This is a genomic window from Paenibacillus sp. LS1, from assembly GCF_026013365.1.
GTDB lineage: Bacteria > Bacillota > Bacilli > Paenibacillales > Paenibacillaceae > Paenibacillus.
This window is the reverse complement of sequence record NZ_JAPDOE010000008.1, coordinates 188,817-214,652: the sequence shown is the minus strand read 5'-3', so window position 1 is coordinate 214,652 and position 25,836 is coordinate 188,817. Positions and strand designations below refer to the sequence as shown.

Below are 25,836 nucleotides of genomic sequence, written 5' to 3'. Positions count from 1 at the left end.
CTCCCCCCTTATCTGACGGTTAACCCAAATTGTAGATCATGCCACTCGCGGTGTTCAGTCCAAGCTGACCAAATCCCTCCAGCGGCTTGGAGAACCAGTCCACCTGACTCTCAGCTTCCGCTGAATGAAGGTTAGTCTCATCCTCTTTCCAGTGAATCACTTGCTGATGGTGACGGTCCCAGAATCTCCATAATGCAGGCTGCTTCAGCAGTTGATTGCGAAACGGCTCATATACACGTCCTGCTGATTCCTGAATATCGCCTTCTAAGATGAAAGGCGGCAAGAAAACAATTTTGGAACGAAAATCTTCAGTCAATGTCATGAAATAGGGGCATACAGGCTTGCGTGTCTTGGCTAAAATACGAAAAATACCGCTCCTCGTCCGGATGCGTGAACTCAGGAAAGGAAGCTCCACTGCCCGATTATCCGCGTTGAACCCGGTCTGACCATCTACGAAAAGGTTGAATGAACCTCCCTTCCGCAAATGAGAATATAATCGTATGCCAATCATCTCATCCTCGGCGTTCAGCAGATCAGCACCTGCAAACTGCCGTAGGGTGTTCCAGGACGACAGCTTCTGCTCCTGCTCTACGGTGCCTTGTTCAGCGACCAGATAGAAGGGTAATCCGGACTTCATGTGGCCTGCGCGAATCTCCTGTCCGATGGTGATCATGTTATGTCTGACAAATCCGTAATGCCAGGTTAACAAAGCCCCACCTTCCTGCAACGTCGCTTGCAGATGTTCAAGCCCCTCGACTTCATCCCAATCCATAAAGGAGTACGGACTTTTTTTGTGTTCGTCAACTGTCCTTAAAAAGGCCAGATAATCCATCCAGATCGATTCCGGTGACGATTCCGGTTGAAGTGGTGCAAGCTCCTTAACAATATTCATTAGCGCATAGAAGAATCCCAGTTGAATTCCGTCTGTCTTCTCCCTATACAACTCCTCCCTGACCTGTTCCTTATGTAACGTATATAATGTATGAAAATCCTCCATGCTTACACCTCCTGTATGCCCTGATTCATGGATACTCCCGCTCCCGACAGCATTCCTTCCCTGACTGCGCTAGTTCTAGAAGACGATTCAAACCGCCGACGATTCCGGTCGATACCATCCATCATATAGACCAACATTCGAAGCGCCAGCTCATATTGTCCAGGAATGTGCCGATCCGATTGCACACCCTGTCCTTCAACCATATCCATCCCTTCATAAGATAACGGGACTTCCAGCGCTGCAATAACGCAGTCTCGAATATTCTGCCACGTCGGTCCTGCAGCAATCGGAAAATCAACAAACGGGAAGCTTCCCGGATCAAGGGAATCCAAGTCAAACGTTAAATAAGCTGAGTCGACATCGTACTTCTGCCTTACCTCGTTCAGAACATAGCTCACCCTCTCGGGTGTCATATGCTCTGCCGATATTTGAATCAAGCCAGGATGGCTGTACATCTGATCTGCTGAGCGAAGACCACGCAGGCCGATCTGTACAACAGCAGCAACCGTATCCTGCTCTAGCAAATGTCTCACAAAATTGGAGTGACTGGGTTGCTCCTGATGGATGGCATCGATACCGCAATCATGATGGGCATCGAACTGGACCAGCACTCTTCGACTACCCTGGGTCTTTGCCATCATCTGAAGCACAGTATGCGTAATAGAATGGTCTCCGCCAATGCAGCACAATAGCGCCTGTTGATCCAGCGCATGATCCAGTGCGGCGGCAAGCCCCTTTTGATAAGGAACAGCTGTATCTGCCTCCTCTTCGTTCATAAGACAAGTACCCCAATCCTGCATGGTTACGCTCTCAAGCAATCGTCTCCCACTTCCAATATCGTACAAGCTCGAATTCCCGGACTCTTGCAACGATGGATAGATGACCTTTTTCCACGATTCTACGCGTAACGCATGCGCAAGTCCGGCAACGGAGGAGTTTAACATGCTTGTCCCACCGGAATGGGGAATACCCAAGATCCCCAGTTGAGGAGCCCGATGACCGATGAGAGGCTCATACAAAAAAAAAGGCGCTTCCGCAGGTTCCACCCCCGGCAAATCCGGGGGGAGTTGTGGCTCCAGCTCTTTCGTCGGTTCCAGCTCATAAAACTGGCTGAACGTTTCATCCGCAGCGATCCACGCATCTGCAATGCGACGTACCAGATAAGCAGGTTCTGATGTTTTCATGCAAAAGCCTCCTGTACGTAGTTAGAGTCAAGTCTGTGTGGAATAGCTCTTATTCGGCAACGTCGCTTCACCTTCTGTACTGATGTCCTTATCCGCAGATGATTCCACATATTCCCGCTTCAGCATTCGCATGAAAGGCAGGAAGAACGACGACATGCCGACCACATTCATGCCAGCAATCACCGCATAGAAGTAAGTAATTTCATTGAAGGCCCGAGTCAATCCCCAGCCAAGTGCGATAATAATCAGAAAATACACCGCATTCAGGAGTATGGCCTGGTATCCACGCCCACTCTGCTCCATCGTCAGCAAGGTTGTCATCATGGGACCCATGCCAATATAGGAAAGAGCCACGATGGACAGATACCTTGCCGCTTCGGCTCGGGTTGCTGCGTCTTCGATCAGAAATGCGATAAGCGGATCTCGCCAGATCCAGACGGCAACGGCAATGATCACGTACAGAACAAAGGATTGCAGCAGACCTTGGCGATAACTTGCATAGGCCCTTGGCCGGTGTGGTGATTGCAAATTATGATTGATGATAATGCCGATGGCCGATCCAATGACGATACCCGGCAGGATCGCCATCGTCTGAATTCGATAACCAACGCCAAAGCCAGCAACCGCCCCTTCGCCAAAGTGACTGACAATTTTATTGAAAAAAAATGTACTCAGAAAAATCATGCAGTACGAGATGAACACAGGAATACCGACATGCCTGAGGGCCATCAGATGTTTTTGTGCAAAAGCAAAGCGTTCAAAGATCATTTCTCGACGAATGAACAGAATAAGCAGAGAAATAGCCAAGGACAAGACGGAAGTGATCAGGTTGGCATAGATGATGCCCTTCAGATCCAGCCCGAAGACCGACACAAATGTATACACGAGAGCAATGTTTAGCATCGCCATGCTAACCGCGTTCCACGAAGCTGCCTGGGCCCGACCCAGTCCTCGTAACGCCGCACTGGTCACTGCAGCCAGGACAGCCGGGATGCTCACTGCCATCATGCCCCCTACGTACAACGTAAACATGGGCCCAATATCGGCAGGGACACGGTAAAACCACGAGAGCACAGGGGTCAGTAACATCACAATTCCCCCGGTCAGAATGGCAAGCAGCATTGCACTGCCCATCATGTGCACGAATAGCTGGGTAAATGCACGAGAGCCCCCGGCACGACTGCGCGCTACCGCGACCTGAACAGACAGCTGCATCGCTTCGATGATGGCAATCATGACGAATGAGACAGGAATATACAATGAGAGCACATATAATACACTTTGACTCGTATGACCCAGGAAAAATACATTGGCCAGTTGTGTAATCACGTTAACCAGAGAAGCGAGCAGCATCGGAACGGCCGTACGGAATAACAAACGATGGATCGAGCCGGCCGTATAATCGATCCCCTGCATGGGGTTCACCTCCACAATTCATGAAGTCATAATTTCTTGATTCATCGTCAGCCTGCTGAGAATCGGCAGACGTATCACATGCACGCAACAAGCGGATATCATCCGATCGTCATCCCATGAGACCAGCATGACTCGATCATCTGGCCTGATAATACCCCGCTCTAGCTTATCTGCCAGCTGTATCCATACATCCCCGCTCTGATAATCGGTTCGTGGTACGCAGATAGTCTTGGAAGGGTAAATATGCAAAATAGAACTGCCATTGAGACGTAATCCCAGTCTCGACTGAAGAATGACGTGCTCGGCTGCATGGCTATCCATCCATTCGCGAATCATGCCGAGTGCCTCGGATGCAAAAGCCGTGGCTTCATCTGATCTGATGATCCGTTTTCCCGCATAGTGTACCTGCAACGCTCCTTGACCCAGGCCTGCCTCAAGTGCCACCGCCATGTCGCCCAGATCACCCTTAGGTTCGGATGGTTGACCATATCCAATCTGTCCATCGTCATGGAGAATTCGCTGCTCCACCAGCACAATCGCAGTCCGTTCGTTAGGAAACATGCTCCAAAGAGCAACCTGAATGGCCTCGGTGCCTGCGAGCGCACCCATATGGGTAATACCAATGGGATGATCAACTCGCCACGGAGCCGTTTCAAGCATTCGGGCAAGTGGAGCATTCAACGCATGACGTTCCGGACAGGACTGGGCAAGGATCAACCAATCCCAATACGGCTTTGTACACAACCGCTCCAGCACCATAAGCGCAAGATCACCGGCGGTCACCCGTCTCCCGTCTGCCATAAGGGAGCGTGTCAGCGTTCCCACGCGACCAAAATAGTGATCCTCCATGTATATGTGCGGCGATACATAAACATAATCATCCGGTGTTGGCCAATCCAGCGTGTACAGATGATCCTCCGCAGTAAGCCAGCAAATATGATCCACATAGATGGGCGCGCCAATATCACCATGAAGTGAATCAGACATGCTGCATCTTCCCATTAGCATACGCCTGAAAAACGTTTATCTTCTGAATGGACGTTGTTCCTTCCATGAACTCAAAGGCCCTTGCATCGCGATACCATTTGTTCAACAGAGGATGCTCCAGCATGGAACCTGGCCCCATCATCTCCAAAGCCCATTCCGTCGCTTCCTCGGCAACTGATGCAGCCCGTATTTTACTGAGGGAAGCCAGATATCCCTTATTCGCATCATGGTCAATCTCTGCTGCTGCATTCCGAATCATGCTGCGTAGCGCGTGCAGACGCATCTCCAGTCGCTCCAGTTCTGTCTTTTCACGTTCTGTGAAGATCGTTCTGTGCTCCACAACATAATCATAAGCAGCCTGTGCAACACCAAGCGCCAATGCCGCCACACTAGGACGCATCCGGTGGAATGTACGCAGTGCTCCCCACAGTCCACGCTTGGTTGGGCTTAAATGACGACCGAGAATATCTCTCTCTTCCAGTGGGAAAGCCTCGAATTGCAGATGACTGAGTTGCAGACCGCGAAGCCCCATCGTGTCCAGCGGGGTTGCTGTGAAACCCGGAAGAGAAGGATCAACTATAGCAACCTGAATGCCCAGAGGCGTACGATTGGTCTGGGCGAATACCAGTCCAATACTCGCCCGGTGTCCGTTCCCAATGTAGAATTTATGTCCGGTTAGCTCCATTCCCCCATCCGGATGTCGTGTAATCCGCGTGCTAATCTCGGTTGCATCTGAACCCTTCTCCGGCTCTGACAAGGCAAAAACAGCCCAGGCCGGACCTTTCAGAAAGTGGCTATAAAAGCGCTCCTTCTGTTCCTCATCGCCCAAGTCAATCATGACGATGCTGGACATGGAAGGACCAGGTCCTCCCAGAAAAACGCCCGCATCTCCTGCGGACAACTGCTCGATCGTAATGACTCTTTCCAGCGAAGAGAGTCCATAATATCGATCCTGACCTATGGTTACAATTGGCTGGCCGCCATACTCCGGGGGAATCATCATATGATTGATGGCCTGCAGGGCAGACGTGTGCAAAAACTCGGTGAGTCGGTCTGGTTCCCGGTCAATCGTCAGGCCGATCTGACGAAGCTCCGCAGCATACTGCTTCATCACATGCTCGAAAATCGCAATCGTTGATGGAGTAATCATCAATATTCCTCCTTAGCTGGCAACAGCATGTTTTTCACCAGTTGGCCTGCATATGTATATGCAGATACGCCATGTCTCAAAAAACCGAAACCGCCGCCAAGACGTTGAATCTGTCTGAAGGCTTCGTCCAATTCCTGATGTATCCACGCATGAACCCGGACCGATGGAAGACCTGGATTTGCTGAGAGGAAGCGGTCTTCAGGCAATGTTTCCGCCATGTAGAGCGTTGTCAGGATGTCAGCGACCATGCCTTTCACGAGCTGGTGCTGAAACGTGGATTGTCCGCCCGATATTCGTACGGACAAATGCCTGCGAACCTGCTCCAAGCCAGCCTTGCACAGCTCTACGCGGAACTTAAGCAGGCGTGTTCTCAGCTCATTCGAGGTCACTTTCTCGCCTGATATCTCAGCCTTCTCCCCCTCATTCGGCTGTACCTTGTATAACAGTAATCCGGAGGGCTCCAGCATCCGATCCTGTACATGAACAGCATGTAGTTGATTCCAACGATACAGCCCTGCTGATTCTTCATGCCAAAGTAAAGCATCTTGTTCCATGAGATGAGCGGTCGCGAGCACGTAGGGACCTGTTGCCAAAAGCACTGGACAATTGTTCACCAGCAAGGTTTCTGCCTCCAACATTTCCGATATTGGAGCAACGGGGTTGCCTGCTGCCTTTGATCCGACGGGCTTTGCATCCGGGCCCTGGAATTCAATAACGTGCATTGTCATTCCTCCTGTTCATTCTTCTTCGCATCCTCCATGCTCCACCAGTGCAAAACCAAAAAAACTGCCGAGCCCGATACTGACCATGATGGAGCGCCCCTTCCTGCACACCCAGTCCTGCTCCAATCCCGAACTCAGGTTAATAAACGGATCGGTGGAAAAGGTGTGTCCGATTCGCTGAATGTTATCCAGATAGATCCGTTCAAGTCCAACTCCCGTACGTCGCGAGAATTCCTTCCAGGTAGTCCAGTTCACATTATGGGGAAAAATATGATCCACATCTTCGAAACTCAGGCCTTGCGTTGACAGCAGCTCTTCCATCCCTTGAATGATATGGTCCACATACAATCGGTTAAATGCCGAGATCTCATCGGCGGTTGCATGATAACCAGTATGGAACCGGGTGTCTCGCAGCACATGCGCCGCCTGAACGACATGCTGACAGCTCTCTCTGCTCAATAGAACGGCTACAGCAGAATCACCCAGAATGGCCGATTTGCGCAGATAGCGCCATTCGGGAGGCAAAAAATTGAATTGATCCGCACAGATCAACAATACATTTCGAATGTGAGGCTGCGTTTGCGAGATTCGCTCAAGCCATTGAAGAGCGGCTATCGACGATGCACAGTTCATTTGGGATATGCCATAGAACGGTACATGTTCCAGCCCGAAGCGCCGGAGGATACGCTGCACAAGTCTATAATCGCTCGGTGTCTGCACCTGGAAGGAATGGACATAGAGAACAAGGTCGATTCCGGAAAGGGCAGGTCTGGTCTGGAGCCGTTCCACAGCCTGTGCGATCGTATCGTCAAGCATCTGGCCCGATTCCGTTACAGGCACACCTTCCAGGCGGTGGTACTTGCGCAGAAACTGAAGCTCGCCTTTACCAAGCTCCAGGGCAGCCAGCACCTCTTCCGGCTGCTGAATCTGTTCAGGCAGATAGACGCCAATATCCACAATACCGAACCCCAATGTTCTCCCTCCTTCTGCGACCCGTGTTCATTCATGCTCCATCCATACTCCATTCACAAGTTCGGATCAGCAAGGCGTGAATAAACGAATCCGTCTGCTCCAGATGCATAAGACATATGTACTCGCCCCCGTCCTTCTCTTCCAGTAACTCCTGTAATGCGAAGAATGGCGCTGCACTCCAGCGCGATGGATCATAACAACTCTTCGATCCACATTCGCTGTACCAGGCAGCCTGATTGCATAACTGCTCCAGATCAGGATGGATGAGCAGGTTAATCTGATTCCGGTGAATGGATGCCTGGGCACATAATCGATCCAGTACCATCTCCGCAGTATCGGCTATGAAATGCTCGGCATGTCGCATCTCTACACCAAGCAGGGAAGGTCCTACGCCTGTCATCCGATCAAGGTATATTGCTGCAGCCGTGTCCGGCCCAGGTGCTGAATCAAGTTCCTTCGTTTCATAGGGGAGAGCCGTCTGGTCCATGACCAGCAGCATGCCTTTCATGTAACCTTCTCTGCCCAGATAATGCTGAAGCATGTGGAGCGCCGCAAAAGGAGCACCAAAACCAAGATCATTTACAGCAAAACTGATAAAACGGGCCTGATAACGATCCATCAAATAATTCACAATCGATATATCCGGGCGGGTATTCGGAAAATTGTATGCCAGCAGCAATACATCCACATCCTGCATGACCCGATCAAGTCCCGTCTCCTCCAGCAATTCCACACTCATCTCGTGATAGGCATTGTTGTTGCGCCCCTGCAAAAGCTGAACGTCGTACTTGATCGGAGTACCTGCGAGCATATCCTGATGAAATCGCAACAGTTCCGGATGATCAAACGGAGGTTTCCTCTCCGAGAACAGCCTGACTCCCATCTCCCGTATGGCAACAGGCGAAGCCATCAGGCCGCAATGAGTTGCTTCTCAATATAAGCAGCCAGGGAGCCTACCGTATCAAATACATCGGGTTCCAGATCATCCGGGTCGATCTCCAGACCTTCAATCCGGTCTTCCAGCGTCATCAGCAATTCCAGAACCGAGGTCGAATCCAGATAGAGTTCGTCAAATAAAGATGTGCTTAATTGAATATCCTGCCTGGCTTCCGTATTCAACACTTCAGCAAGGGCACCCTTGATCTCTTCAAGCAATACTGCAGTTGTCATGATCATCATCTCTCCTCATCAATTGGTTATTGCCGTGTGGGACACTTGAATCAAACGTTGCTTGGACAGGAGATCCTGCGGAGTATCCCGCTCGCGGATCAAATGAGCCTCCCCAGCGACAATCAGCACTTCCGCCGGACTTCCGTGACTCAAAAAGTGTGTGGGAGAAGCCGTTGGTCCGTAGGCTCCAGAATGAAAAACACCGATTAGATCGCCCCGTTCAACAGGAGGAAGCAATACCCGTTTCCCAACAACATCATTGGGCGTACATAAGGGACCCGTAATATTGTATTCGGCTACAGGGGACTCCCCATAACGCGTCAAGGAGGCCATCGGAAAGTTACGCTTCACGTAAGAACCTGTGCCCACCGCCGCCATATGGCAGTTCGTTCCACCATCGGTTACGACGAAGTGCTCTCCATACGATTGCTTGACGTATAGGGCTCGACTGACCAACATACCGCAGGTACCTACCAGATATCGCCCAAGCTCCATGAACAGCCGGGTGTTGGCATGACTATTCCGAAACGATTCGAACATTGGATTCAACTGTTCTGTCAGTGTGGCTATGGACAGGAACTCCTCACCTTCATGGTAGGGCACGCCCAATCCCCCGCCTACATCGACCATACGCAGCGTGATATCCAGCTCGTTCTCGATTCGATCAGCCAATTCCAGAATATGACGGGTATTCTGAACGATCGGCTCTACATCCAACATGCGGGTTCCCATGTACACGTGAAGTCCCATGATCTCCACATGGGAGAAGCTCTCGAACTGCTCTTTTCCTTGGAGCACACTTTGTTCATCCATACCAAACTGACGTGGTTTGCCACCCATGGTCAGCCTGGAGCCTTTAACAGAAAAGGATGGATTCACTCGCAGCGCCACAGGCATAATTCGTCTCTCACTTTCAGCGATGCTCTCTATGCGCTCCAGCTCCTGGAACGATTCACACACGATTGCATATATGCCCAGACGTATACATGCCGTGATCTCGTCATCGCTTTTTCCCGGCCCCAGAAAAATAATGCTTTCCGGCGCCACTCCAGCCTGTACAGCCGTATGCAATTCGGCCAGGGAACATACCTCTGCCTGTGCTCCCATCTCCCGCAGCATGTGTACAATCGAAATATTGGGATTGGCCTTCAATGAATAGAACAGCTCCACTTGAGGCGTAAGTAATCCCCGGAGCTCCTGATACACCTGCTGCAACACATCCCCGTCATATACATACAGCGGGGTCCCGAATCTCTCGGCGATGTCCGAAATTGGTAACTGCTGAATCTGATATTCCTTAGACACTCACATCACCTCGTTAATGGAAGATAGGACGGCTTCTATCGCTTCGTCGATCACTCCCAGCCGTTCAGGGGAGGACGCAATAATCACGCCATACAGACGTCCGGAGAACAAAGTCCCCTCACTTCTGAATGCCGCATTGACTGTGGCAAAATTATTGATCAATAATCCTTCGCCGCGTTCCGGTTCGAACATCAACGTACCCAACCCGGAACGAAGTACTCCGTATTCCAGCAGGTGATTGAGCCGGAGCGTATATTTTTTCGCCAATCCACATTGATCTTCGGGCAGCCATTGATGCTGAATGTTGGTCTGATAGGTAGACATATTAAACCTGGCATTAATCTCAAGATTGGGCCAGATTGTACCGTCCTCATCCAGAATGGCGTCCATGCCGGCAATGCCGTAGTATCCATCTCGATACAGAGCTACTCCAATTCGCATGGCCGCTTCGCGAATAACCTCAAGTTGAACATCGTTGAGTCGCGAAGGCATGAGATGCCCCTGATGCACGCCTTGCTCTACCAACGATTCCTTTACGCCAAGAAACTCAACTCCACCGGAGCGATCGATGAGAATCTGATAGTTCAGGTCACAGATTTTCTCAATCCATTGTTCAAACACATAGTTGATTTGCCGTATCCCCCTTTTGCTTGCCTGTTTCTCCAGCATACTCATGCATTTGTGAAACCTGGCTTCATCGGTGATGACGGTAATTCCCTTGCCTGATACACCCATGGAATCCTTCAGCACAAGCCGTCCACCCTGCTCTAGCACAGACTTAAGCTGATCGAAACCAGACACCAGTTCATCCAAAGACGTGCATTCAACGCCGGGAATCTGGCGAATGCCCAGCTCCGCGTTGAGACGACGGGAATACCCCTTGTCATTGACCTTGCGGAAGATATCTGAAGACGGAACAGCCAGTGGAATGCCGGTCCGTCGGGAGAATTCCTCTTCCTGATCCGAGGTTCCAAAGGGAACCAGATAAGCATTCGTTCCAGCAGCCTGTGACAGCTCTCGCAGCTTGTCCATCGTTCTTGGACAATTCAGAAGATTCGCGGTAATGTTCAGTGCCGGATCATTGTGCTCCACCGTTATGCATCGGGAGCGACCAAACCCAAGCGCCTGTGCATCTGCCATGAATTCCTGATTCGGCGGACCCTTAAGCAGGATGATATCGTTCTCTCCGGCGAGGAAAATACCCAGTTCCTCCATCCGATTAACGACATCCGCAGCCGAGCCTATGCTTAATGAGGGCAGCTTGAGAATACCCGTTTCACTCCAGTACTCCTCTACCTCAAAATTGTTCAGATAGACAAAAGTAACGTCATGCTGGCCCGTTAACGCCCACTTGAGCTTGCTCGAAAAATCCGTCAATACGGTGGTCACGGCCATCCCCTCCTATTCCTGCATATTGCATCACTGCTACGCTGAATGTAACCCCAAGTCCGACCGTAACAAGCAGATAATATTCCTCTGGTTGCAACAGCTTCTGCTCTATAATGGCTTGCAGATTAATAAATGGGTCCGAACAGAAACAATGCCCGATCTCCTGTACGTTGGACGTATATATGCGTTCAAGGGGATAGGATAAACGAATAGCCACCTTCTTCCACGAGGATAGATTCACATTGTGTGGGACGATGTATCGAATATCCTGCAACGTCAGACCCGCCTGCTCCACGGCTGTAACAATGGCTTCACATAACCGAGGCGTGTAGATTTCCTGAAACTCCCTAAGGATCTGCGGGGTTCCCGTTAGTACATTACAAAATTGGCCCAAGGTAACACTCGTAAGTCCAACGACACGACTTCCGTTGCCCTTGTTGCCCACCAGCACGGCGGCTGATGCCTCTCCCATCACAGTGGTATTGGGGATCAATTGCACAACGGGACTAAAGGTTTTTTCACCTGTCAAAATTAAAATATGATCATCCGCTTCCAATGAAGGCAGCAATGTCTCGGCAACATTCAGGGCAATTAAGCCCGATGCACAGTTCTGCTGCGTAAGCGAAAACGCGATGGCATGCTGCAACCCGTAAGCCCGTTTCAGGACTTGCAAAACTTTCATAGGAAAGGGGAAATTTTCCTGAATTGTGTGGCAATAAATGATATACTTAATCGAGTTAGGAGCGACCTCAGGGTTATTTACTACCTGGGTTAATACGCGCCCTAGTAACGAAGCCAGATCTCCATCCCTGTCTTGCCGAACCTGTTTCAAACCATGAATTTTTTCCAGTACCTTCGTCTGGGCATTATTGAGTCCCAGCACCTCGTTCAGTTCCCTGATCGGCACAATGTGCTCCGGAATGTAAGACCATATTTGCTTAATATGCATCGGCTTCAGACACCTCGTTATCACTAACGTACGAATCTCACTGAAATATAGGGAGATAAAGAGCTTCCGCAGAAGCTCCCATCTATGAATCTAGCGTAATACGATAAGTAAGTGAGCATTTTGTATAAATCCCCTGAGCGTCTTCCTATCAGCAAGATATAGATCGAAATGATCTTATTCGTCTATACGCTGTTGGAGCGGTAGGATTCGAATTATGCAAAATGAGTAAGTAGGATAAATCAGGCACGAGCAGCCGCTGCACGAGCTTCGACAGCACGAGCCGCTACAGCACGGGCTTCAACTGCGCGAGCGGAAGCCGCGCGTGCACTGACTTCACGTGCCTCGCCCAGTCCACTCGTTTCCAATTGTGCTGCTTCAACTTCTTTGCGCTTCAGTTGCTCCAGTGTAATGGGAGTCGCTTTAATGACCATTCATATCTCCTCCTTTCATCTTGGATACTCTGATTCTATAATCTCCCAAATTGGATTTAAACTGTAAATGGAGGTAAATGAACCTCTCGCTCTCCTTACCCCTGCTTCTGGACACACACGATAGACCCAACATACCAATCAGATCTCCATTCCAATCAAACTATATCAAGGGACGGTGAACGATCATGCTCGGACTCAAAATCCGGCAAATCCGGGAGCAGCTTGGACTGTCTCAGAAGCAACTGGCAGGTGAGGATATGACGCGTTCTTACATCAGCCTTATCGAAAAAGGTAGAGCCGTTCCCTCACAGCGTATGTTGAAAATTATTGCCAGAAGGCTTAATACACCCATGGAGTTTTTTTTGGGAGGAAGTGCATCGACAGATTCGGATATTGGTGAGGCTGTATTGGACAAGGCCAAAGCCTGTTATGCCGAGCAGAATGATTCTGCCTGCATCCGCATAGCCCATAAAGTGCTGACGTTGACGGAGGATACATCGGATCAGTCTGAGGCCTATCTGCTCATTTTGCGAAGTCACAACAGACTTGGGGATTATCGACAAGCCCTGGATGAAGGGGAAACCGCAGCATTTACAGTCATCCGAACGGGTGACAGGGAACGTATTGTTGAATATTATCTGGAAATGGGGAGAGCGGCTTTTCATGCAGAGCTGTTTCATGCTGCCCGGAAACATTACGAACAGGCGTATACGTACAGCAGCAGACTCAAACATCTACAGGAAGAACACATCCATTCGCTGACCTTTCTTGGCACAACCCATTTAAGGTTAGGCAATGTGAATGAGGGGTTAAACTACTATCTCAAAGCGGAGAAGGAAGCCCAAATGGCGGGGCAACCGGAACTGTATGGCGAGATTACGCTAGGTTTGGGCAAAGCCTATTATATGTCCGAACAGGACGGACACATGCTGTTAAGTTATGACTGGACCAAGAGATCCGTACAGGCCTATAAACAGGCGAACAGCGACTCCTACGTTCTGGCACTTCACAACCTCGCCGTGATCCAGCTTCATATGGGGCAAAAAAAAGAAGCCCTCCCCTTGCTGGATGAATGCGCACGAATTTACGATAAACGCAATCTTCCCCACAAGAAGGCTTCCATATTAGAGGAAATCAGTAAAGTGTATTTGGAGCAGCGCGAGCCAGAACAAGCAGAAGCCATCATCAAAGAAGCCCTCCAACTGCTGGATCAGCAAGATGAAGGGATGCTTCGTGCCAAACTGTATCGCTTGCTGGGTATTGTATTTCATGAGAAAAACAACAGCAATGAAGGTTATTATTTTCTAAGAATGAGTCACGATCTGCTTAAACGCATCTCTGCAAACCGCGAGGCTGACATCAGCCATCAACTCCTCCTGCTAAGCATGCAGGATCGTAAAATGAACTACGAAGATTATAAGTCATTTATCAAATAAAGCAGATGCCTTCTTCATCTAACAACTGAGAATACAGGGGAAAGAAAAAATGGAGTTTGGGGTCTCTGTAACAGAGGCCTTAATTCCCGGAATCCCTGGTGACAGGACATAGGATCATCTTAAACTGCTCATCGAACAGGTACAGGATCATTCAGATCCAGCAGCGTTTCCGTCGAAATGGCATATTCTTGTCCCTGCTGGCCAATAGCTTTGGCCGATCCTGCATGTGCCCCCGAAACATGAAGCTGTCCTGCAATAAAAGGTAGAAGCATGATGGTAACCATGCAGAGTTCACTTGCGGTTGTAACGAATTTGGTTCCTTTACTCTCCATGCTCATCTCTCCTCATGTTTATAATTGGGTAGCATAATCCACCGTCGATTCCTGGCAACCTAAGACGTATTTTACGGATAATCGCAATGACTTTAAACACGTTAATCCCCATTTACCTCCACTTGCACAACCATTTCACGGATAAAAGGTCATATGAGCCTTGTCTTCGCGATAAAAATCCAGCCTCTGCTTCATCGTACCTGTATGCAGTTCAAACAGATGACCATCCGGATCAGTAAAATAAACAGATAATGCATCCCGTGGATCTCTGGGTCTTCCGGGAAGAATGTCCGCTCCGGCTGCTCGCAGCTGCTGCACAGATGCATCAAACTCCTCTTCTGTAACGGTAAATGCAATATGGGTATAGGTTCGTTCCGTATAGTTGCGAATAACATCCTCCTGATTCAGGGCGATCCACAGACCGGCAAGCTCAAAATACGCCAGTTTGCGTCCTTTCACCTGAATCTGGGCACCGAGAGCCTGCTCATAAAAGGTAATGGCCCGCTCCAGATTGGATACGGAAAAGCACAAATGATTGATTCCTTGAATATTCATGTGGCTCCTGACACCTCCATCGATTTAAGGACCTATCCTTATTATGGTATATTTTGTGCAAAAAACAACAGCTCTGCTGCCTCCCCTCGCACCTTCTTCTGGGCGAATGCATAGTTTATCCGTATCAATGAACGTTTGAGGAGGATGTTTAGCACATGAACCCTGTCTATCCTTTTTATGGCGAGAAAACGGTGTGCAAGGAGCAAAAGCTCGCATTCCCACCCCAGCATCAGGACCAGCAACCCGGTCTGGAAACCCTGATGGTGCCTGAACCAATTAGCGAAGATCCTGCTTATATCGGCAGCTGCAAACTCCAAGACAAAGTTGCCATTATTACGGGTGGTGACAGTGGAATCGGCCGGGCGACCGCCATCGCTTTTGCCAAGGAAGGTGCGGATATCGTCATTGCTTATCTATATGAACGGACAGATGCCGAAAGGACTCGCGAGCGGATTGAGGAACTGGGACAGCGCTGTCTGTTGATCGAGATTGATCTCCGCCTAAAGAAAAACTGTGAGGCTGTCATTCGAACAACGATGGAAACCTATGGGAAGATCGATATTCTGGTTAACAACCATGGCGTACAGTATGTGCAGCCAAGCATTGTTGATATTACGGAAGAGCAGCTGTATCACACCTTCCAGACGAACGTGTTCGCCTATTTCTTTCTGATCCAGGCCGCGCTGCCGCATCTGTGCAAAGGTGCCTCCATCATCAATACAGCTTCTATTACAGCGTATAAAGGTAACATCCAGTTAATCGACTATTCCTCCACCAAAGGAGCTGTCGTGTCGTTGACTCGTGTTCTCTCCCAATCGCTTGCTGCACAGGGAATCCGCGTGAATTCCGTTGCTCCTGGCCCCATCTGGACACCACTCATTCCTGCCAGCTTCTCTGCGGAGGATGTACAGGTATTTGGAACAGATACGCCCATGGGTCGAGCTGGTCAGCCTTACGAACTGGCTGCAGCTTACGTCTATCTCGCCTCCCGCGATTCATCCTACGTCACAGGTGAATGCATTCATGTAAATGGCGGCGATATGGTAACGACTTAGGCTCGTGTCAGGTTGGATTTGGCAGGTGTGGCAGGATATCGGTTGTCCGGTTGCGAAGAGGGTTAGGAGTATGATCCGGTTATACCGGAACCTGACATCTTGTGACAAGGAGCTGAACAACCTGATGAACTTCGATCCACTCTACCAACCGTACCCCTCTTACCGCGTGCCTGTGTATGCCAAGCAAGGCATGGTGGCGACGTCACAGCCACTGGCTGCACAAGCTGGCCTGGATGTTTTGAAAAAAGGCGGCAACGCCATTGATGCCGCGATTGCAACTGCGGCAGCACTCACCGTGCTGGAGCCTACGTCCAATGGCATTGGAGGCGATGCTTTTGCCCTCGTCTGGACCGAGGGCAAACTGCATGGCCTGAATGCCAGCGGCCCTGCGCCTCAGGGCATATCCATTGAGGCGCTTCAAGCGGCAGGCCATACGGAGATGCCGAAGCTTGGGGTTGTTCCGGTGACGGTGCCTGGCGCACCGGCGGGATGGGCTGAGCTGAGCCGCCGTTTCGGGCGGCTCACGCTGGCGGAAGCGCTGGAACCGGCCATACGCTATGCGGAGGAAGGTTACCCGCTTGCGCCTGGGCTGACCCGCCACTGGGCAAGGGCAGCCGAGATCTATGCACGCCAGGGTGATGCGGAGGCAGGACGTGCGTGGTTTGAGACATTTGCTCCCGGCGGGCGTGTTCCCGCAGCTGGAGAGATGTGGCGCTCGCCGGATCATGCGGCGACTTTGCGCCAGATTGGCGAGAGCGAAGCGCGAGACTTTTACGAAGGGGAACTGGCGGAACGCATTCATTCCTTTATGGCAGAACACGGTGGTTATCTGACTCGCGAAGATTTGGCAGCATTCCAGCCCGAGTGGGTTGATCCCATCTCTGTCTCCTATCGCGGATACGATGTGTGGGAAATCCCACCGAATGGACAAGGGCTGATTGCTCTCGCGGCGCTTAATCTGTTGAAAGGTTACGAGTTTGACGAGAAAGAATCCGTTCTGGCATATCATCAGCAACTTGAAGCCATGAAGCTGGCATTTGCCGATGGGGAGAAATATATTACCGAAGAACGTAACATGGGCGTGACGGTGGAGGAACTGCTGTCCGAGGCATATGCTGAAGAACGGCGCAAACTCATTGGTGACACCGCACGTGCACCTGAGGCAGGCGATCCACGAGCAAGTGGAACGGTCTATCTGGCTACGGCGGATGGTGAAGGCAACATGGTTTCCTTTATCCAGAGTAACTACATGGGCTTCGGCTCTGGACTCGTCGTTCCGGGGACAGGCATTGCCTTGCAGAATCGCGGACATAATTTCTCACTGGACCCGAATCATGCAAACGCCCTGGAGCCGGGCAAACGAACGTATCACACCATCATTCCGGGGTTCCTCACCCGCGGCAACGAAGCGGTTGGGCCATTCGGTGTCATGGGCGGTTTCATGCAGCCGCAGGGTCATGTGCAGGTGGTCATGAATACGATCGATTATCACCTGAATCCTCAGGCCGCACTGGATTCTCCACGCTGGCAGTGGGCGAAGGGCAAAACGATTCTCGTGGAACCCGGTTTCCCACAGCACATTGCACAGGCTCTCGCCCGTAAGGGACATGATATTCAGGTGGCGCTCGATCCATCCCAGTTTGGACGCGGTCAGATCATCTGGCGTAACCCGGACAATGGCGTATTATGCGGGGGAACGGAAACCCGAGCAGATGGCTCGATTGCGGCTTGGTAAAACCTACGTAATTTTTATAGGGATATTCGTCCGGCGATGCCCTATGATCCATAGGATGATGCTATTCTAAGACACAACAGCGATGATTCATGTCATCGCTGTTGTGTCTTTTTTTCGGCTTTTAACGTCAGCAAACAACATACTGTAGTTATTAAAGCACCCTTTTAACCAGAGAAATGTAAAACTAATGTATAAATCATGAAACATATTTAGATTTTCGTAAATTTTCACTACATACCATAAAACACAGTACCTTTCTGTCCGATATAGATAAAGGGAAATCCTCACCACACATGTCATCCATATATGCGTATTTCCCAAGAGCTGAAGAACAATTCAAATCAGAAAATGCGACTACAGAAATGAGGGTACCACACATGAAAACAAACAAGAACAGACGCGCAGGTCTAGGTCTCACATTAATGATGATCCTGACGGTACTGATCCTGGGGGCTTGTTCCGCCAATAATACAACAACGGCAACAGACACAAGAACAAAGGTCGGGATTGTGCTTACGGAAGTGGGTTTGGGAGACCGTTCTTTTAATGATGCTGCTTTTAATGGACTGGTTCAGGCCAGAGACGAGAAAAGCATTGTCTTTGACTATCGTGAACCGGGCGGCAATTTAACCGCCGAAGCTGCTTTTGAGGAGTTTGCAGAAGCCAAATTCGATCTGATTATCGGCCTGAGCGATACGGTCCAAGCGGATATGGAGAAGGTTGCAGCCAAATATCCCGACCAGCAGTTCCTCATGATTGACAGTCAGTCCGAACTTCCTAACATTGCCTCCATTTCATTCCGGGCGGAAGAAGGAAGTTATCTGGCAGGCGTTATTGCCGCTATGGCTTCAACGGAGGATCATGTCGGCTTCCTGGGTGGTATGGAGATACCTGTCCTTCGTAATTTCGAGCAGGGTTTCAAGCAAGGTGTGCTGGCTGTCAAGCCGGATGCAACCGTAGATGTCGTCTACGCAGGCGACTTCGGTAATGCCGATCTGGGTGAACAACTCGCTGCACAGATGATCCAGGACAAGGGTGCTGACGTGATCTATGTGGCTGCCGGTCTCACGGGCGTGGGTGCATTGACGGAGATTCAGAAATTAGGGAAATATGCCATTGGCGTAGATACCGATCAATTCTTTTTGGCGGAAAAAGCCATTCTTACGTCCATGCTGAAAAATGTGGATGTATCCATCTATAATGCCGTTAACTCGTTTATTCAAAACAATCATGCCTTCCCTCAAAAGGAAATCGTGGAGGGGCTGGCGGAGAACGCCGTGGGCCTGACCGCACTACATAATATCACGCTCAGTGATGAACAACAGAAAACCTTCGAAGATCTGAAAACACAGATCTCTTCCGGTCAAATTAAAATAACGCTTGATCAATAAACCATCGGATTCGAGGAGGTACGCACATGAAACTACAGGGAAAACTGATACTTAATGCTCTGATCTCGCTACTTCTATGCCTTGCGCTGGTAGCTTATATCATTATGGAATTGCTCGGCATGAATGCTAAAAATCAAAATCTGGTACCTGCCATGCTCAAGGTAAGCGAACTAAATGCCAATCAGATTCAGACCCAGCAGGCGCTGGATGTCTATTCGTTCTCCATGACAGCAGGAAATCAGGACACAGTGCTCCGCTTGCTGGATGAAGGTCAAACGATGATTCAGGAACTTACGGACGGATTACTTGAAACGGATCAGCAGTTGCAGCTTATTCAGTCCATACAGATGAAACTCACTGCTCTGAGTCAGGGAGCAACCGCGGCCATGACAGAGATGGACGGGGCGGAAGCGAAACGGTATAGCACCCGGGTTCGGGGCATACAGAATGATATCTATTCGTTGGATGAAATAACTCGGGATCGATATGATCAATATACCGTTGATTTGGAGCGTGATATCCAGCAAACGTGGCAAATCGCTCTCGGTGGAGCCATCATATTGCTCGTCGCGGTGATGCTGTTCAATATGTATACTTCACGTCAGATCGCCAAGCGTATTCGTACGCTCAAAGACGCAGCAGGACAAATTGCAGACGGTGACCTTACCGGACAATTACCGGAAGCTCGGGGCAAAGATGAACTTGATGACCTGAGCCGCTCCTTCGGTATCATGACTCATAATATCCGCGGCATTATTCAATCCATTGGTGCAGCCGGTCACCGTGTCGATCTGATGGCGCAAGACATTGATCGTGGCAACGATACGGCCCAAGCGATCGTGCAACAGGTATCCCGTACTACGGAGGAACTATCGATTGGCAGTCAAAAGATTGCCGAGGATCTGAGTGAAACGGTGATGGTCGTGGACAAAATGCAGTCTACCTTCAACAGTAATCTGGAGGCCACTTCCCAATCGGTAATCGATGGTCGTGAAGTATTAACTACCGTTGAAGAAGGTAATAAGGCTGTAGCGGAGCAACTCCGTCTGGCCGAAGTGAATCGTCTGGCGATGTCCGAAGTGGAACAAACGGTGCGGGAACTGGAAGACAGCGCGGTTCGAATCACCACGATGACTGCCTATGTATCGGAGATTGCCAAACAGACGACCATGCTCTCGTTAAATGCCTCCATTGAGGCTGCTCGTGCCGGAGAAGCCGGACGCGGCTTCGCTGTTGTTGCGGGCGAGGTGAATAAGCTTGCGGAACAATCTGCGCAATCGGTCAAGCATATCTACGCGGCTGTTGGCGAGATCACAACCTCCATGGACAAGGTGAAAAACTCGGTAGCGCAGAGCATGCAGCTATTCGGGGAACAGGAACAAGCCACCGGCCAGACCCGGAAATCCTTCTCTGCCATTCGTGGCAGTGTAGAGCGTATTAGTACCGGCATCCATCAGCTTGCTGAGGACATGCAGCATTCGAACGAACTCAGTACACAGGTGCAACAGGCCATTGAAAATATCAGTGCCATCACCGAGCAGTCGGCTGCCAGCAGTGAAGAGATTACCGCCTCCACGTCGGAACAACAACGTTCCTTCGCCGAAGCGAGTATCAAGGTGAAGTCATTGCGTGATATCAGTGCAGAGATGCATCAGGAGTTGCTGCGTTTCCGGCTGTAGGCAGGATGCCGGGAGAATTCGGAGTAGACGTAGGTCGGATGTAGTTTAGGGTTGATTAGATGCAAATTTCAGGCAGATTATAGGCAGGTTATAAGTGAGCAAGGATCAGGTAGCGTGGACATACAAGCAAATAAAGGGGAGCCTCCGTCATCATCATGACAGGGCTCCCCTTTTCAGTAGCTAATCGTTGTTTCATCTAACCATTGTTCCAAAGACACACGCAAGTCGGTAACAAGACACGAAAGTTGATAACAAGACATTAACGTCTCAGATCCAAACATCTAACGAACCGAGCAAGCCTTATTGGGCGATTAATTGCAGATTAAAAAATCTAACGAATCTCAGGCACTCTATTCCCTAATTTAGTCCGGTTTTTCAGGTGTTTTCTCTGAGACACACAGAAATAACGTGGATGAGGTTCGTTAGCTTTTGCTCCTCCATGTAAAACCGTGGTATAAGGTGCCTCAGGTTCGTTAGAGCAATGAACATTGAGTACTGAGCATTGAGCACTAGGCGTTGAAAAATGAACAATGAGTAATCATCTACTTTTGGTGTGCTGGTTCGTTGGATCACTTCCAGTTTGGAAAGAGTCGTCATAGGCAGTAGCCCCAAACGCGAGCTTGTCCAACACTTGCCATGTCCTCACAGTGCGTCGATGATGTCTCCGGCGAGCAGGGACGATGGATCACCGCGCAGCAGAGCTGCTCGTTCGGCAGCCTGTCCGTGGAGATATACGCCGAACGCGGCGGCTTGCTCCGCGCTGAGCCCTTGGGCAAGCAGACCGGCGATGATGCCGGTCAATACGTCTCCGGCACCGCCAGTCGCCATGCCGGCGTGCCCGGTGGTGTTGATGTACGCCTCGCCGGACGGCGTTGCGATGACCGTTCGTGCTCCTTTGAGCACAAGGGTCACGCCCTGCTCGCGGGCGTATTTTGCAGCGTGTCCAATGCGGTCACGCTGCACCTCTTGGGTCGACGTGCCCAGCAGTCGACCCATCTCGCCAGGGTGCGGCGTCAGGATCGTCGCCGCACTGCGCTGGCCCCAGTCGCAAGGCCCATGTGGGCCAGCGTCTGCCAGCATGTTGAGGGCGTCCGCGTCGATGACGAGCGGACGATCCGTTTGTTGCCACAGACGGCGTAGCCAGTCTGTGTCGCCCTTGAAGCGGCCGAGGCCCGGGCCGGTCGCGAGCACGTCGCGGCTCTCCACGAGACGCAGCACGACGCCCGCGGAAGCCGCGTTCCATTCGCCACTGTCGCCATCGGCGGCGGCAGCGAGCATGAGCTCGGGCACGGTGCCGATGACATACGGCAGCAGTGCCGCGGGCAGCGCCCATGTGGCGAGCCCGCAGCCTGCGCGCAGCGCGGCCTTGGCCGAGAGCAGGCCTGCGCCGCTCATCGGCAAACTTCCTGCGGCCAGCAATACGTGGCCGTAGGTGCCTTTGTGGCCGTCCGGTGCCCGGAGACGGCCTGTGTCCACGCGCAGCGCAACGCGCAGCACTTCGTCCGTCAGCAGACGGACCGAGGGGCCATGCTCTGGCGCAAGCCGCGCGGGAATGCCGATGGCGCGCACCACAATGCGCCCCGCGGCAGAAGCGCCCGGGTACTGCACCAGCCCGCGCTTGAGCAGCGCGAGGCATACAGTCACCCGGGCTTGAATGCAGGGCTCGTACACCTCTCCGGTGTCGGCGTCCAGCCCGCTCGGCACATCCGCGGACACGACCGGCTTGCCGCTGCCGTTCGCCGCCTCAATCAGCGCCGCGTAAGCTCCCCGCGGCGCCCCCCGTGAGCCGGTGCCCAGCAGCGCATCCACGATGCCTGTGCACCGGCTAAAGTCCACGGCTTCGCGCCCGTGGACAAGGGCAGGGATGCCGAGCTGCGCAGCGGCATCCCGTTGCACTGCGGCTTCACCCCGCAGTGCCTCAGGAGCATCGGCGTAGACCAGTGTCACTCCAAGCCCCGCTTCAAGCAAATGGCGCGCGGCCACCAGCCCATCGCCGCCATTATTGCCCTTGCCGATCAGCATGTACCACTGCTGATCTCCCGGGCGCTCCATCACCAGCGCCGGATCGGCGATGATGTCGCCACCATAACCTTGCCGATCACCGGGCCCGGTGTGTGCCCGCCGAGCATCGGTCTTGCTGCTATAGCCAAGCTGCCCTGATTCCGCAAGCCGGCCTTCTGCCTGCCCTTCCCTGCACAGCTTGATGACTTCCTCGGCTATGGCGCGGCCTGCATTCTCCATCAGACTTGCTGCCGGAATACCGAGCTGATGAATAGTATGCTCGTCCACAGCTCTCATCTGTTCAGCGGTTACGATAAACAACGTTCATCCCTCCCCGTGACAAGCTCATTTCTTACCTAAAAGTAGCAATATCACACCTTAAAGCTACATCCTATATGTGTATCACTATATTTCCCCTTACCTCATCCAGTTACCACGATCCACTCGATACATCATCGGAAGCTCTATCGATCCCGTGCACGAGACTTCAGATTCATCCATCCCAAGCCTGTCTACGCTTAATAACCTACCGTAAACCGAGCTTGGATAAACTGCGGATCGTCCAGTTCATCCACCAAAGCCGCTGCAAAATCACCAACCGAAATCGAGCTTTCTCCAATATCATCCGTAATCACACGGTTCATGCCAACCCGGAACTGGCCTGTCCGCCGTCCTGTTGTGATCGTTGCAGCAGGACTCATATACGTCCAGTGAATACCTGATGCTTCAATCAGGTCATATGCTTCTGCATGTGCTTTTGCCAGGGGTTTAACTTCCTCCGGGAATCCCGGCGTGTCCATTAGCATCTCACCAGAATCGGTCATCAAACTTCCTGCTCCACCAACTACAACCAGACGTCCTGCTTTTGCACGGCGAACACCCTCGATCAACGAACGTGTGACTTCCAGCATCTCTTCTTCTCCACCGAACTTCGGACCATACGCACTCACAACCACTTCTTGACCTGCTGCAAAATCAGCCACCTGATCCGGGTTAAGCAGATCTCCCTGTTCCACACGTAAGCGTTCGTGCACCATCTCGACTTTCGACGGGTCACGCACCACCGCTGTCACTTCATGCCCACGATCCATCAGCTCCCACAGTATCGTCTTGCCAATCGCTCCGGTCGCTCCAAAAATAGCTACTTTCATATGAATTCCCTCTTTTCTGTAGATATCATCTTGTCAACTTACCGTTATTTTAATACTTAATCCTATTGTTATATACCTTAAACGGCTCACGCCATCTTAAACCGGATGTGAACACTTGTAAACCTATCTCTTACAGCTTATATGTAGAAAACCAATCTTCACTTCTCTAACGGAAGAAACACCGCCACTCAGAAGTATCCCCTCTCCCCACCATCAAGCAACATGGATCATGAAAAAAAGCCGCTAATGCGGCTATACTAAGATGATTTCATCATGATATGAAGTTTAATCTTACATCAAAATTCAGTTTCCGTTCCGTTAGGTAGTCGGCCCTTCTTCTCCCTGTCTCCACCACATGCCTTCCGATTTCGGGCTGGTATATTCAAATCCAAATTGAGCATACAGACGATCAGCCGGAACATCCGCCAGCAGACTGACCAAACCGCGAGCAGGCACAACTGCACGCAGATAATTCATAATCTCGCTCATGATCAGTTTTCCATAACCCATGCCCTGAACATCCGGGTGTACAGCAATATCGACGACCTGAAAGAAACAACCACCATCTCCAATCACTCGCCCCATACCTACCAGCATATCTTCTTCACGCAAACATACGGCAAACAAGCTATTCGGTAGTCCAATCTCCGCCCCTTCCCTGCTCATTGCACTAAGGCCGGCAATTTGCCGCAGGGCAAGGTACTCCACTGCTGCGGGTGGTGTGTGTTCAATATTCACTTGATCCATGAATTGTGCCCCTTTCTGCTTGAATTCATCTACTTCCTGTGTAATAGTGAGAGAAAGCTTACGTGAAGCGTGTTTCATGATACGTGAAGTTGCTGCAAAGGAGGAACAAGTGTGTTTCAACGTTGGATTGAAGATCTAACATCGCGCCCAGACGCTGTGGCTGTGCTGCTTGGAGTCATGGCTGTGCTTCTAGGGATATACATATGGTCTGCCACTGAAGTTCGCCGTAGCCACGAAAGGCGAATGAGAAGGATACGAGATACATTATACATAAGTACAGCCCTCTTGGGACAACTTACCATCCAGGAAAATCGGAAATACGAACAGTCGGAACACGAACATAACGATTTGATCACGGCAATGTTAGCCTGCAAAGCTGCATCTTACCTATCCCCTCAGCTACAGGACCAGATCCGGGACTGTATTAAGGAACATGATCCTGCCCGACTCGGACTGATGCATAGAGCACTGGAAAGAGAATGCACCGTATTATCAGATGAACTCAGCCGGGATACACATGCAGATCATTGGGGAACAGCGGTCTGGACCATCCTTCGGCCCGTAGCCGAACCAGCCGCACTGGCGGCCACAGGATTTCTGGTTACAGATCTGGTATTTCGTCAGCGGATGTTGGACGTTTCTGTGGACTCATGGGACAGCATCTTGCCTTGGATTCGCGCAGTTTCCCTGATGATCACCATTATGTATGGGTATCTGCTCTGGGCAAGCCCACGCCGGGATACGCCGGGTACAGTAACCAAAACGCTCTCCTTGCTGATCGCACTATGCTCTTTGCTCCATCTGATTGGACTTGTTGCTGCTCCCTATGCCCTTGGATTACAGCTGATCTTGTTCACGTCAGGTTTCGGACTTACCGGAACCAGCTCTCGCAGTGACCGCCCCTACGCAGGACATACGGAACTGGAACCAGCGAAGAAAGTCTCTACGGAGATTGAAGGGAATACACGTCGTACATCTGGTACCAACACCGACGATTAACTTACGCATCCAGCCGCTTCCATATGATTAAACTTGGATACCCACCTCGATGATACGAGACTCGGACCTCCCTCGGCTGGATT

General features: G+C 51.0%; 24 protein-coding genes. 6 read left to right on the top strand and 18 right to left on the bottom strand.

The window, feature by feature from the left end; translation table 11 throughout:
- Positions 1-19 precede the first annotated feature (19 nt).
- The 13 genes from OM416_RS23890 to OM416_RS23830 all read right to left on the bottom strand — a co-directional run bounded on the left by OM416_RS23890 (position 20) and on the right by OM416_RS23830 (position 12,672).
- Positions 20-997: a hypothetical protein gene (locus OM416_RS23890; RefSeq protein WP_169480789.1), complete on the bottom strand. Its 978-nt coding sequence runs from the start codon at positions 995-997 to the stop codon at positions 20-22.
- Positions 998-999: 2 nt separating this feature from the next.
- Entirely contained in the window at positions 1,000-2,181 is a 1,182-nt protein-coding gene (locus tag OM416_RS23885) for an arginase family protein (protein WP_264933682.1), read from the bottom strand.
- 27 nt (positions 2,182-2,208) lie between these two features.
- Entirely contained in the window at positions 2,209-3,597 is a 1,389-nt protein-coding gene (locus tag OM416_RS23880) for an MATE family efflux transporter (RefSeq protein WP_264933680.1), read from the bottom strand.
- Between the two features lie 18 nt (positions 3,598-3,615).
- Positions 3,616-4,584 (bottom strand): hypothetical protein, encoded by a 969-nt coding sequence (locus OM416_RS23875; RefSeq protein WP_264933678.1) that lies wholly within the window; start codon positions 4,582-4,584, stop codon positions 3,616-3,618.
- Positions 4,577-5,734 carry an acyl-CoA dehydrogenase family protein gene (locus OM416_RS23870; protein WP_264933676.1) on the bottom strand — a complete coding sequence of 386 codons (1,158 nt, stop codon included), beginning with the start codon at positions 5,732-5,734 and terminating at the stop codon, positions 4,577-4,579. The genes OM416_RS23875 and OM416_RS23870 overlap by 8 nt, the downstream gene beginning before the upstream one ends.
- A complete protein-coding gene (locus OM416_RS23865) occupies positions 5,734-6,456 on the bottom strand; it encodes a hypothetical protein (RefSeq protein WP_264933674.1) in 723 nt (240 codons plus the stop codon). The genes OM416_RS23870 and OM416_RS23865 overlap by 1 nt, the downstream gene beginning before the upstream one ends.
- A 15-nt stretch (positions 6,457-6,471) precedes the next feature.
- Entirely contained in the window at positions 6,472-7,428 is a 957-nt protein-coding gene (locus OM416_RS23860; RefSeq protein WP_264933672.1) for a 3-oxoacyl-[acyl-carrier-protein] synthase III C-terminal domain-containing protein, read from the bottom strand.
- Positions 7,429-7,459: 31 nt separating this feature from the next.
- Positions 7,460-8,338, bottom strand: a complete 879-nt coding sequence (locus tag OM416_RS23855) for a hypothetical protein (RefSeq protein ID WP_264933670.1) — start codon at positions 8,336-8,338, stop codon at positions 7,460-7,462.
- On the bottom strand, positions 8,338-8,598 hold the full coding sequence (locus tag OM416_RS23850) for an acyl carrier protein (RefSeq protein WP_017690901.1): 261 nt from the start codon (positions 8,596-8,598) through the stop codon (positions 8,338-8,340). Before OM416_RS23850 ends, OM416_RS23855 begins: the two co-directional genes overlap by 1 nt.
- Before the next feature lie 18 nt (positions 8,599-8,616).
- Positions 8,617-9,903: a diaminopimelate decarboxylase gene (gene lysA, locus OM416_RS23845; protein WP_264933666.1), complete on the bottom strand. Its 1,287-nt coding sequence runs from the start codon at positions 9,901-9,903 to the stop codon at positions 8,617-8,619.
- On the bottom strand, positions 9,904-11,292 hold the full coding sequence (locus tag OM416_RS23840) for an ATP-grasp domain-containing protein (protein WP_264933664.1): 1,389 nt from the start codon (positions 11,290-11,292) through the stop codon (positions 9,904-9,906). It abuts the gene before it with no gap.
- Entirely contained in the window at positions 11,231-12,241 is a 1,011-nt protein-coding gene (locus tag OM416_RS23835) for a 3-oxoacyl-[acyl-carrier-protein] synthase III C-terminal domain-containing protein (protein WP_264933662.1), read from the bottom strand. The genes OM416_RS23840 and OM416_RS23835 overlap by 62 nt, the downstream gene beginning before the upstream one ends.
- A gap of 239 nt (positions 12,242-12,480) precedes the next feature.
- Positions 12,481-12,672 carry a hypothetical protein gene (locus OM416_RS23830; protein WP_264933660.1) on the bottom strand — a complete coding sequence of 64 codons (192 nt, stop codon included), beginning with the start codon at positions 12,670-12,672 and terminating at the stop codon, positions 12,481-12,483.
- A gap of 185 nt (positions 12,673-12,857) precedes the next feature.
- Between OM416_RS23830 and OM416_RS23825 the strand changes: the two genes are divergently transcribed.
- The gene (locus OM416_RS23825; protein ID WP_264933658.1) at positions 12,858-14,108 is read left to right on the top strand and encodes a helix-turn-helix domain-containing protein; all 1,251 of its coding nucleotides are present in this window, start codon (positions 12,858-12,860) and stop codon (positions 14,106-14,108) included.
- 128 nt (positions 14,109-14,236) lie between these two features.
- On the opposite strand, the gene OM416_RS23820 is transcribed toward OM416_RS23825, so the two are convergent.
- On the bottom strand, positions 14,237-14,440 hold the full coding sequence (locus OM416_RS23820; RefSeq protein WP_264933656.1) for a hypothetical protein: 204 nt from the start codon (positions 14,438-14,440) through the stop codon (positions 14,237-14,239).
- 135 nt (positions 14,441-14,575) lie between these two features.
- On the bottom strand, positions 14,576-14,995 hold the full coding sequence (fosB, locus tag OM416_RS23815; RefSeq protein WP_264933654.1) for a metallothiol transferase FosB: 420 nt from the start codon (positions 14,993-14,995) through the stop codon (positions 14,576-14,578).
- Between the two features lie 155 nt (positions 14,996-15,150).
- Between fosB and OM416_RS23810 the strand changes: the two genes are divergently transcribed.
- The 4 genes from OM416_RS23810 (at position 15,151) to OM416_RS23795 (ending at position 20,855) form a co-directional block, all read left to right on the top strand.
- Complete coding sequence (locus OM416_RS23810; protein WP_264933652.1) at positions 15,151-16,050, top strand: SDR family oxidoreductase; 900 nt, start codon at positions 15,151-15,153, stop codon at positions 16,048-16,050.
- 124 nt (positions 16,051-16,174) lie between these two features.
- On the top strand, positions 16,175-17,785 hold the full coding sequence (locus OM416_RS23805) for a gamma-glutamyltransferase family protein (RefSeq protein WP_264933736.1): 1,611 nt from the start codon (positions 16,175-16,177) through the stop codon (positions 17,783-17,785).
- Between the two features lie 377 nt (positions 17,786-18,162).
- On the top strand, positions 18,163-19,176 hold the full coding sequence (locus OM416_RS23800) for a BMP family lipoprotein (RefSeq protein WP_264933650.1): 1,014 nt from the start codon (positions 18,163-18,165) through the stop codon (positions 19,174-19,176).
- Positions 19,177-19,202: 26 nt separating this feature from the next.
- A complete protein-coding gene (locus OM416_RS23795; RefSeq protein ID WP_264933648.1) occupies positions 19,203-20,855 on the top strand; it encodes a methyl-accepting chemotaxis protein in 1,653 nt (550 codons plus the stop codon).
- A gap of 642 nt (positions 20,856-21,497) precedes the next feature.
- Here the strand turns inward: OM416_RS23795 and OM416_RS23790 are convergent.
- From OM416_RS23790 to OM416_RS23780, 3 genes are all read right to left on the bottom strand, one after another.
- Positions 21,498-23,177, bottom strand: a complete 1,680-nt coding sequence (locus tag OM416_RS23790; RefSeq protein WP_264933646.1) for an NAD(P)H-hydrate dehydratase — start codon at positions 23,175-23,177, stop codon at positions 21,498-21,500.
- Between the two features lie 197 nt (positions 23,178-23,374).
- Positions 23,375-24,007, bottom strand: coding sequence for an NAD(P)-dependent oxidoreductase (locus OM416_RS23785; RefSeq protein ID WP_264933644.1), 633 nt, complete (start codon positions 24,005-24,007; stop codon positions 23,375-23,377).
- A gap of 318 nt (positions 24,008-24,325) precedes the next feature.
- On the bottom strand, positions 24,326-24,754 hold the full coding sequence (locus tag OM416_RS23780; protein WP_264933642.1) for a GNAT family N-acetyltransferase: 429 nt from the start codon (positions 24,752-24,754) through the stop codon (positions 24,326-24,328).
- A 111-nt stretch (positions 24,755-24,865) separates the two neighbouring features.
- Between OM416_RS23780 and OM416_RS23775 the strand changes: the two genes are divergently transcribed.
- On the top strand, positions 24,866-25,753 hold the full coding sequence (locus OM416_RS23775; protein ID WP_264933640.1) for a hypothetical protein: 888 nt from the start codon (positions 24,866-24,868) through the stop codon (positions 25,751-25,753).
- The last annotated feature ends 83 nt before the right edge of the window (positions 25,754-25,836 follow it).

Bases quoted from the DNA above. Each gene is read 5' to 3' on its own strand.
- OM416_RS23780 (WP_264933642.1), bottom strand. From the start codon at position 24,754: ATGGATCAAGTGAATATTGAACACACACCACCCGCAGCAGTGGAGTAC.
- OM416_RS23810 (WP_264933652.1), top strand. From the start codon at position 15,151: ATGAACCCTGTCTATCCTTTTTATGGCGAGAAAACGGTGTGCAAGGAG.
- OM416_RS23865 (WP_264933674.1), bottom strand. From the start codon at position 6,456: ATGCACGTTATTGAATTCCAGGGCCCGGATGCAAAGCCCGTCGGATCA.
- OM416_RS23875 (WP_264933678.1), bottom strand. From the start codon at position 4,584: ATGTCTGATTCACTTCATGGTGATATTGGCGCGCCCATCTATGTGGAT.
- OM416_RS23825 (WP_264933658.1), top strand. From the start codon at position 12,858: ATGCTCGGACTCAAAATCCGGCAAATCCGGGAGCAGCTTGGACTGTCT.
- OM416_RS23800 (WP_264933650.1), top strand. From the start codon at position 18,163: ATGAAAACAAACAAGAACAGACGCGCAGGTCTAGGTCTCACATTAATG.
- OM416_RS23830 (WP_264933660.1), bottom strand. From the start codon at position 12,672: ATGGTCATTAAAGCGACTCCCATTACACTGGAGCAACTGAAGCGCAAA.
- OM416_RS23850 (WP_017690901.1), bottom strand. From the start codon at position 8,598: ATGACAACTGCAGTATTGCTTGAAGAGATCAAGGGTGCCCTTGCTGAA.
- OM416_RS23805 (WP_264933736.1), top strand. From the start codon at position 16,175: ATGAACTTCGATCCACTCTACCAACCGTACCCCTCTTACCGCGTGCCT.
- OM416_RS23785 (WP_264933644.1), bottom strand. From the start codon at position 24,007: ATGAAAGTAGCTATTTTTGGAGCGACCGGAGCGATTGGCAAGACGATA.
- fosB (WP_264933654.1), bottom strand. From the start codon at position 14,995: ATGAATATTCAAGGAATCAATCATTTGTGCTTTTCCGTATCCAATCTG.
- OM416_RS23835 (WP_264933662.1), bottom strand. From the start codon at position 12,241: ATGCATATTAAGCAAATATGGTCTTACATTCCGGAGCACATTGTGCCG.
- OM416_RS23880 (WP_264933680.1), bottom strand. From the start codon at position 3,597: ATGCAGGGGATCGATTATACGGCCGGCTCGATCCATCGTTTGTTATTC.
- OM416_RS23820 (WP_264933656.1), bottom strand. From the start codon at position 14,440: ATGGAGAGTAAAGGAACCAAATTCGTTACAACCGCAAGTGAACTCTGC.
- OM416_RS23870 (WP_264933676.1), bottom strand. From the start codon at position 5,734: ATGATTACTCCATCAACGATTGCGATTTTCGAGCATGTGATGAAGCAG.
- OM416_RS23855 (WP_264933670.1), bottom strand. From the start codon at position 8,338: ATGGCTTCGCCTGTTGCCATACGGGAGATGGGAGTCAGGCTGTTCTCG.
- OM416_RS23795 (WP_264933648.1), top strand. From the start codon at position 19,203: ATGAAACTACAGGGAAAACTGATACTTAATGCTCTGATCTCGCTACTT.
- OM416_RS23890 (WP_169480789.1), bottom strand. From the start codon at position 997: ATGGAGGATTTTCATACATTATATACGTTACATAAGGAACAGGTCAGG.
- OM416_RS23885 (WP_264933682.1), bottom strand. From the start codon at position 2,181: ATGAAAACATCAGAACCTGCTTATCTGGTACGTCGCATTGCAGATGCG.